The organism is Parvibaculum sp. (assembly GCF_035511255.1).
Lineage (GTDB): Bacteria > Pseudomonadota > Alphaproteobacteria > Parvibaculales > Parvibaculaceae > Parvibaculum.
This window is the reverse complement of sequence record NZ_DATKFR010000266.1, coordinates 1-8,164: the sequence shown is the minus strand read 5'-3', so window position 1 is coordinate 8,164 and position 8,164 is coordinate 1. Positions and strand designations below refer to the sequence as shown.

The 8,164-nt window shown below is 63.1% G+C and carries 7 protein-coding genes; 6 read left to right on the top strand and 1 reads right to left on the bottom strand.

The features are described from left to right. Positions 1–161 precede the first annotated feature (161 nt). The 6 genes from VMR03_RS10670 (at position 162) to VMR03_RS10645 (ending at position 7,265) form a co-directional block, all read left to right on the top strand. The gene (locus VMR03_RS10670) at positions 162–3,389 is read left to right on the top strand and encodes a helicase-related protein (protein WP_325405006.1); all 3,228 of its coding nucleotides are present in this window, start codon (positions 162–164) and stop codon (positions 3,387–3,389) included. Positions 3,390–3,392: 3 nt separating this feature from the next. Further along, on the top strand, positions 3,393–3,791 hold the full coding sequence (locus tag VMR03_RS10665) for an RNA-binding S4 domain-containing protein (protein WP_325405004.1): 399 nt from the start codon (positions 3,393–3,395) through the stop codon (positions 3,789–3,791). Positions 3,792–3,809: 18 nt separating this feature from the next. After that, positions 3,810–4,292, top strand: a complete 483-nt coding sequence (locus tag VMR03_RS10660) for a TerB family tellurite resistance protein (RefSeq protein WP_325405002.1) — start codon at positions 3,810–3,812, stop codon at positions 4,290–4,292. A 61-nt stretch (positions 4,293–4,353) separates the two neighbouring features. Next, positions 4,354–4,692: a ferredoxin FdxA gene (gene fdxA, locus VMR03_RS10655; protein ID WP_325405000.1), complete on the top strand. Its 339-nt coding sequence runs from the start codon at positions 4,354–4,356 to the stop codon at positions 4,690–4,692. Between the two features lie 421 nt (positions 4,693–5,113). Continuing rightward, a complete protein-coding gene (locus tag VMR03_RS10650) occupies positions 5,114–6,163 on the top strand; it encodes a CarD family transcriptional regulator (RefSeq protein WP_325404998.1) in 1,050 nt (349 codons plus the stop codon). Between the two features lie 205 nt (positions 6,164–6,368). Next, complete coding sequence (locus tag VMR03_RS10645; protein ID WP_325404996.1) at positions 6,369–7,265, top strand: RNA polymerase factor sigma-32; 897 nt, start codon at positions 6,369–6,371, stop codon at positions 7,263–7,265. A gap of 4 nt (positions 7,266–7,269) precedes the next feature. On the opposite strand, the gene VMR03_RS10640 is transcribed toward VMR03_RS10645, so the two are convergent. Next, on the bottom strand, positions 7,270–8,164 hold an 895-nt coding region (locus VMR03_RS10640), incomplete at its 5' end, for a M48 family metalloprotease (protein WP_325404994.1).

Genomic DNA, 8,164 nt, shown 5'->3' with positions numbered 1-8,164 from the left:
ATTTAGCCGTGAACGAAGACCGAAAACGAAGCGGTGAGCGATTCGGACATGCTTCGTTCGCGCAATATTCCAATGCCGGCGGCGGCGTGTGTTAACCTCCGGTCCCGGGCTTGCGCGACACCGGTCTTGCGCCGATGGTGCCGGCGGAGCATTTAGCTGAGATGAGTAGCGTTCCCCTTCCCCAACACCCCGCCGGCGGGCTTCCCCGCCGCATCACGGCGGTGCTTGGCCCAACCAACACCGGCAAGACCCATCTCGCCATCGAGCGCATGATGGCGCATGAGACGGGCATGATCGGCCTGCCCCTGCGGCTGCTCGCTCGGGAGGTCTATGACCGTGTCGTGAAAGTGAAGGGCGTGGCTACCGTCGCGCTCATCACCGGCGAGGAAAAGATTCTCCCGGCATCGGCCCGTTATTTCATCTGCACCGTCGAGGCGATGCCGCTCGAACGCGAGGTCCAGTTCCTTGCCGTCGACGAAATCCAGCTCGCCGCCGACCGCGAGCGCGGCCACACCTTCACCGATCGGCTGCTGCGGGCTCGCGGACTTTCTGAAACCATGATGCTGGGGTCCGAAACGGTGCGCGCCCTCATCCAGAAACTTCTGCCCGACACGATCTTCGTCAGTCGGCCGCGGTTTTCGGAACTCTCATGGACAGGCCCGAAAAAACTCACGCGCCTGCCGCGCCGCTCCGCGATCGTCGCCTTCTCCGCCGATCAGGTCTATGCGATCGCCGAACTCATTCGCCGTCAGCGCGGCGGCGCAGCGGTCGTCATGGGTGCGCTCTCGCCCCGTACGCGCAACGCGCAGGTCGCGCTCTACCAATCCGGCGACGTCGATTTTCTCGTCGCGACGGATGCGATCGGCATGGGCCTCAATATGGATGTCGATCACGTCGCCTTCGCCGCGACGTCAAAGTTCGACGGCCATTTCCACCGCCCCTTGCGCGTTTCGGAACTCGCCCAGATCGCCGGCCGCGCAGGCCGTCACATGAACAACGGCACCTTCGGCGTGACCGGCGAAGCCGCACCGTTGGCGCAGGACACGATCGAACGCATCGAAAATCACGTCTTCGATGCCGAACATGTGTTGCAATGGCGCAACCCGCATCTGGAATTCGGAAGTGTCGCTGCCCTCGTGAAAAGCCTCGAACGCTCCCCCGAGCGGCCGGGCCTCACCCGCGCGCAGAGCGGCGACGATGGCGAGGCCCTTGCCCGCATGGTGCTCGACGAGGAGGTCGCGCGCATCGCCCGCGCGCCCGCTGCGATCCGCCGATTGTGGGACGTCGCGCAGGTTCCGGACTTCAGAAAGACGCTGGCCAGCGAACATGCTGGCCTTTTGACCAGAATTTACCTCTTCCTGATGGGAGATTCCGGTAAGATTTCGGAGGACTGGCTCGCGGGCCAGCTTGCCCGTGTCGATCGCACCGATGGCGACATCGACACGCTGGCAACCCGCATCGCCCATGTCAGAACCTGGACCTATGTTTCAAATCGTGCAGATTGGCTCCAGAATCCTGCTCATTGGCAAGAGCGCACGCGTGAGATAGAGGATAAGCTCTCCGACGCTTTGCATGAGCGCCTGACGCAGCGGTTCATAGACCGCCGCACCAGCGTCCTGATGAAGCGTCTGCGCCAGAACGAGGATCTAATGGCGGCGGTAAACAGCGACGGCGAAGTTCTGGTGGAAGGCGAGTATGTCGGCCGCCTCCAAGGTTTTGTGTTTGTCCCCGATCTGAAGGCCGAAGGTGTGCATGGCAGTGTGCTGCGCGCAGCCTCCGAACCGGTGATCGCGCTTGAGATCGCGGCCCGCGCGGCAAGGCTCGCGGCGGCACCCGATTCCGACATTCATTTGTCAGAGCACGGACGGCTGATCTGGGACGCAAGCCCCATCGCCGAACTGAAGGCGAGCGACAATTCGCTGACCCCCCGCATCGAATTGCTTGCCGGCGAGGAATTGCAGGGCCCATCGCGCGAAAGCGTGACCCAGCGACTCGACGCCTGGTTGAAGGCCCATGTCGCAAGCGTTCTCGCGCCGCTGGTAACTCTACGTGACGCGGAAGACGTGACGGGTCTCGCCCGTGGCATCGCCTTCCGGCTCGTCGAGAATTTCGGTTCGCTCCGCCGTGAAAAAGTCGCCGAAGACATACGCGCGCTCGACCAGGCGGCGCGCGGCCTACTCCGCAAATATGGCGTGCGCTTCGGCAGCTATTCGATCTTCATGCCGGCGCTGCTGAAGCCCGCGCCCGCCCGTCTCCTGCTGACACTCTGGGCGCTGGCGCGCAAGGACGTACCCAAGGAAGCGGAAAATCATTTCATCGATCTGCCGCAGCCGCCGACACCGGGCCTGACATCCGTTCCCGGCGACACCAATGCGCCGATGGGCTTTTACGATGCACTCGGCTTCCGTCTCTGTGGCGGACGCGCTGTTCGCATCGACATGCTGGAACGCATCGCGGACCTCATCCGGCCAGTCATCGCGGATCGCAGCTACAATGGCGGTTTCATCGTGACGCCCGCCATGATGTCGCTCGTCGGCTGCTCCGGCGAGGAATTCTCGAACCTTCTGAAAGGCCTCGGTTATCGTCCGCGCCTCGAAAAAGTAAAGCCGCCGAAGCCGGCCGCCGAGAAGCCGATCGCATCGACGACACCGGTGATCGTCGTCGTGAAGAATTCCGGCGCGGAACACAAGCCGGAGCCGGCGGAAACCGCTCCCGCTCCGCAGGAGGCCGTGGAGCCGACGCCGGAGCGCGTCGTGGAAGAGAACGCCCCGGCTGTGGAAACACCACCTGAAGTGGCGGCCGACGCATCCGTCCCGACCGAGGCGCCCGCTGAGGCCTCTGCTCCGGCTGGCGAGGCCGCTGAAGCGACCCCGGCGGACACGACTGGCGGGACAATGGCAAGCGACGCAACGATAGGCGACGCAACGGCCGTCGCCCCGGTTGCGGAAGACGAACTCGTCGAACTCGAAATTTGGCGTCCCATCCGCCGACAAAAGCCGGAGACACGTCCGCGCCGCGAACGCGCGAAAGCCGAAGGCGCGGAGGCCGGAACGGCAAGCGACGCGCAGTCGCGCCGCGAGCGGTATCGCCCGAACCGCGAGAAGCCGAAGGACGGCGAAGCAGGCGGCGAGAAGCGCGCCGATGCCCGCCCCGACAATCGCGGCAAACGCAACGAGCGCCAGGGTGACCGTCAGGGTGGCGATCGCCCGCATGGCAAGCCGCGCCATGGCAGCAAGGATCGTGACGAGCGTCATGGTGGAAAGTCCGGCGGCAAGGGTCCGGAGCGTCGCGAGTACAGTTCCAAGCCCCCACGGCGGGAACGCGAGATCGATCCGGACTCGCCCTTCGCGGCGCTTGCCGTGCTCAAAGAGCGCGTACGCAGCAACTGAAGCATGGAGGCGACCGGCGACAATCCCGGCGGACAGCGCATCGATCGCTGGCTCTGGTTTGCACGCCTGTTGAAGAGCCGCACACTCGCGGCGGCGCTCGTTGCTTCAGGCAAGATGCGCGTCAACGGCGAGCGGAGCGCCAAACCGAGCCGGCTTGTACGGCCCGGCGACGTGCTTACATTTCCTCTCGGGGACCACATCCGCGTCGTCAAGGTGTTGGCACCGGGAACGAGGCGTGGACCTGCGCCTGAAGCGCGCGCACTCTATGACGACATGGCTCCACCTCAGCCACGCATTGCGGCCGACAAGACAGCTGGGCCCCTGCGCGAGGCCGGGAGCGGACGGCCAACCAAGAAGGAACGCAGGCAAACGGAGGCGCTGAAAGGCGACTCATCGGAATGAAACACAAATCGCGCCGAGTTGCTTCGGCCGGGATTTTACATGCTCGATCGTATTAAAGCCTTCCTGAGTGCGCCCCAGAGCGACGAGCGCCGGCGCTTCGATGATCTCGAGATCGCCGTCGCCGCCCTCCTCGTGCGTGCCGCCACCACCGACGCGGAATTCGGCAGGGAGGAGCGCGAGGCCATTCGTCGCATCGTGGCCGAGACCTTCAGCCTCTCACCCGTCGATATCGACCGCCTTATCGCGGTCGCAGAGGGCGAGGAAGCCGAAACCATGGATCTTTTCCGCTGGGCGCAAGCAATCAAGCGTGCCTATGACGAGGACAAGCGCATCGCGCTCATCGAGAAGATGTGGGAGGTCGTCTATGCCGACGGCGTTCTCGACGACTTTGAAGCCAACCTGTTGCGGCGCGTCGCCGGGCTGATATACGTTCCCGATCGCGAATCCGGGCAGGCGCGCCAGCGTGTCTTGGCCCGGCTCGGGATCGAGCCCCGTCAATGAGCCGGGCAAACAAAGCGCCTACGCCGCGGACCGGGAACGGCGCGGCGTCATGGAGAATGCGATGACTTATGTTGTGACCGAAGCCTGTATCCGCTGCAAATACATGGATTGCGTCGAGGTTTGCCCCGTCGACTGCTTCTATGAGGGCGACAACATGCTCGTCATCCATCCCGATGAATGCATCGACTGCGGGGTTTGCGAGCCGGAATGCCCCGCCGAGGCGATCAAGCCGGACACCGAGCCCGGTCTCGAGCAGTGGCTCGAAGTGAATGCGGAATATGCTTCGAAGTGGCCGAACATCACGGTGAAACGCGAAGCGCCTGCCGACGCGGACGACATGCAGGGTGTCCCGGACAAGTTCGAAAAATTCTTCAGCCCTGAGCCCGGCGAGGGCGACTGATCTCAGTCCGAGACGGCAATTGTCCGTCGGGGGAACCACCCCGGCGCTGCAGCCTGAAGTTGTAAAGGGGGTGACCGGACGGTCTGAAACCTATCCCCCTGTTAATACATGCCTTTTGCAGGCCCGCCTTCCCTTTGGGCGCGCTTTATGATAGTTTGTCTCACGAAAATGAAATCTCGCGAGACAGAGCGCGAACCGACGAGCATATCCGCCGCCCGACGGCCTTACCGGTTGGACCGGTGATCTCCTCGATAGTTTCGAGGCAGAAATAATCCCGGGAGCTGGCGGGACGGGCCCTTGCCCCAGTATCGTAGCGCGGTGCGTCGCCGTTTTTCAGGCGTGGGTCGTTGATTTCTGTGTCGTGGACGGGACCAGACCGGCCGGGAACTCCTCCGGTCGGCGCCTTGGGTTAGGAAAACCTATGACGACCAAAGCGAAAAAGGCTGCCAAGTCGACCGCCGCGAAGGCAAAGCCCGCCGCCAAGGCGAAACCTGCCAAGACGGCACCTGCGAAATCCAGCGCCAGGGCGGCCAGTGCCTCCGTGAAGCCGAGCAAGAGTTCTAAGCCGGCGGCCAAACCGACTGCGAAGGCAGCCGCCAAGCCGGCCGCGAAGGCAAAGCCAACCACCAAATCCGCGCCGGCCAAGCCGGCACCCGCCAAGCCCGCCGCGAAGGCTCCCGAGAAAAAGGTCGCGCCTGCCGCCAAGCTGAGCGGCATGACGCAGGGCGTCCAGCCTTCCCAAGGGAAGCCGAAGGCCGAGGCCGCCAAGACGGCAGCAGCGCCCAAGGCCGAGGCCCCGAAGGCCCACAAGACCGAAACGTCCGCGGCTGTGAAGACCGCGCCCAAATTGCCGGAGAAGTCGGCGGAAAAGCCTGCCGAGAAAACCGAGCCCCGCAAGGAAGAGAAGAAACCAGTGAGCAAGCCTGCGTTCAAGGCGAAAGAGTTTGTCGTATATCCCGCCCACGGCGTCGGCCAGATTCTCGATATCGAGGAACAGGAAGTCGCCGGGCATCGGCTCGAATTGTTCGTCATCAACTTCGACAAGGAGAAGATGACGTTGCGTGTGCCGACCAACAAGGCGACGGCGGTGGGGATGCGCAAGCTCTCCGACGCTGCCGTGGTCGACAATGCGCTTGAGACGCTGCGCGGTCGCGCACGCATCAAGCGCACGATGTGGAGCCGCCGGGCGCAGGAATACGAAGCGAAGATCAACTCCGGCGATCTGATTTCGATCGCGGAAGTTGTGCGCGACCTCTACCGCTCCGAGCGGCAGCCCGAGCAGTCCTACTCCGAACGTCAGCTCTATGAGGCCGCACTCGACCGCATGGCGCGCGAAGTTGCCGCCGTCGAACGGATCGGCGAGGACGCAGCCATCCAGCGGGTCGAGGCGGCTCTTCAGGGTGGCTCCGGTCGCGGCGAGAAGGCGGCAAAACCCGACGCCGTCGGGGACGACGAGAACGAGGCCGCCTGACCGGTCGCGGATCGGAAACCGATTTGAAAAGGCCCGGCATTGCCGGGCCTTTTTTGTGCTCTTCGTCTTTCGGTGTGTGCGTGTCTGACATTCGTACGGCTCGCAAACTTGTAACGACGACGATTTCCGTGCCTGACCAGAAACCAACCTGTCACTGCGCCGTTTGAAAGAAGGGGTCACGCGAAGCAGGCGGCAGGAGAACGGCATGACATATGCTGAAATCGGCGAAATGCAGCGCGCGAACCATCGCTACCTCAAACATGCGATGACCCTTCCTCTGCTTGATCCGGAGACGGAACTCGAACTGGCACGACGTTGGCGCAACAAGGGCGACGAGGATGCACTTCATGGGCTCACGACGGCCTATATGCGGCTCGTGATCTCAATCGCGACGCGGTTCCGCAATTATGGACTGCCATATGGCGATCTCGTGCAGGAAGGAAATGTCGGTCTGATGCAGGCCGCCGCCCGCTTCGAACCCGACCGCGAGGTTCGTTTTTCGACTTACGCCTCCTGGTGGATCCGTGCCGCAATTCAGGATTACATCCTGCGCAATTGGTCGATTGTGCGCACGGGGACCACGGCCGCACATAAATCTCTTTTCTTCAACTTGCGTCGCCTTCGGGCGCTGATCGGCAATGGCACGCGTCAGAACCTGGACGCAGCAGATCGTCTCTTTATCGCCCGCAAGCTCGGCGTGAATGTCGCCGATGTCGAAACGATGGAAGCGCGGCTTTCGGCAGGCGATCGCTCTCTCAACGCGGCGATCGCCGAGAGTGGCGGCGAAGACATCACGACCGAATGGCTCGACCTCCTTCCTTGCGATCGGCCTCTCCCCGAAGATGAGGTCATCGAACATCGCGACCAGGATCGTCGACTGCGCTGGATCGAGGAGGCGCTAAAAAGCCTGAATGCCCGCGAGCTCGTTATCATCCGCGAACGCCGCCTCCAGGACGAGCCCGTGACGCTCGAGACGCTGGGAGCGCGCCTCGGCATCTCGAAAGAGCGCGTTCGCCAGATCGAGCATCACGCCCTGAAGAAGATCAAGGCGTCTCTGTTGCGCCAGGTCCCGGACCCGCAGGATGCAGGCCTGATAGTCTGAACGCTCAGTCAGTGACGATCTTGACGAGCATGCCGGGCTTCAGCTTGGCACGCGGCGAAAGGCCATTCAGCACCCTGAAGCGTTCGGTTCGGAGGTCGGAAAATTCCATCCGGGCACCAAGCGATTCCACAGTGTCGCCCTTTCCGACCGTAACGACGCGAATGCGCAGCGGTTTTATGTCCCGCGCTTCTTTCTCCGATAGGCGATGGAAACTCATGACGAGATCGCGCAGCGCCGCATCGTGGCGCGTTCCTTCGGCCGGAAGAGTGCCCATCAGAAAGCGATAGACGGTATCGGGCGCCGCTTCCACCGCGACGAGGCGCGCATTGTATTTTCCGATCCGCGCCGCGGATCCCGCCGCATTCATTCCATTGATCGTGAAGCGGTCGATTTTCGTCAGTTCGACATCCGCCGCCCAGATCGAGGCGAGATAGGCGCCGATCTCGACATCGGCGCTCTTTTTCGCCGCATCGAAGTTCACTCTCGTGCCGCCTGGCCCGAATCCGATGACAGCCTTGGTTGTGTTCATCAGGGTGAAACCCGGCGGCGCAGTAAAGGCGATCCTGAGTTTTGGATGGACGAAGCTCCGTCCCCGCACCATGCCTTGCTCGGGCGCGTCGCCATAAAGAAGGCCATCGACGGCGCGCAGGAGCGCGTCGCGATTGCGGTCACCCGCATCGACCTCCATGCCCGTCGCGCCTGCATGTCCGCGCGCCGCCTTGACACGATCGGGCGTGGCGGGATGGCTCGCCAGCCAGTCGGCCGTATTGCCGCCTTTTTGCCCCATGAGCCGGTCATCGAGTTCCTGTTCCGCAGCCATGGTTTCGAGAAAGTCGGCTTCGGCATAGGGGTCGTAGCCTGCCTGTGCCAGGTAACGGACGCCGAGTGCATCCGCTTCA

Coding starts and splice junctions, on each gene's coding strand:
- VMR03_RS10670 (WP_325405006.1), top strand. CDS start 162: ATGAGTAGCGTTCCCCTTCCCCAACACCCCGCCGGCGGGCTTCCCCGC.
- VMR03_RS10665 (WP_325405004.1), top strand. CDS start 3,393: ATGGAGGCGACCGGCGACAATCCCGGCGGACAGCGCATCGATCGCTGG.
- VMR03_RS10645 (WP_325404996.1), top strand. CDS start 6,369: ATGACATATGCTGAAATCGGCGAAATGCAGCGCGCGAACCATCGCTAC.
- VMR03_RS10650 (WP_325404998.1), top strand. CDS start 5,114: ATGACGACCAAAGCGAAAAAGGCTGCCAAGTCGACCGCCGCGAAGGCA.
- fdxA (WP_325405000.1), top strand. CDS start 4,354: ATGACTTATGTTGTGACCGAAGCCTGTATCCGCTGCAAATACATGGAT.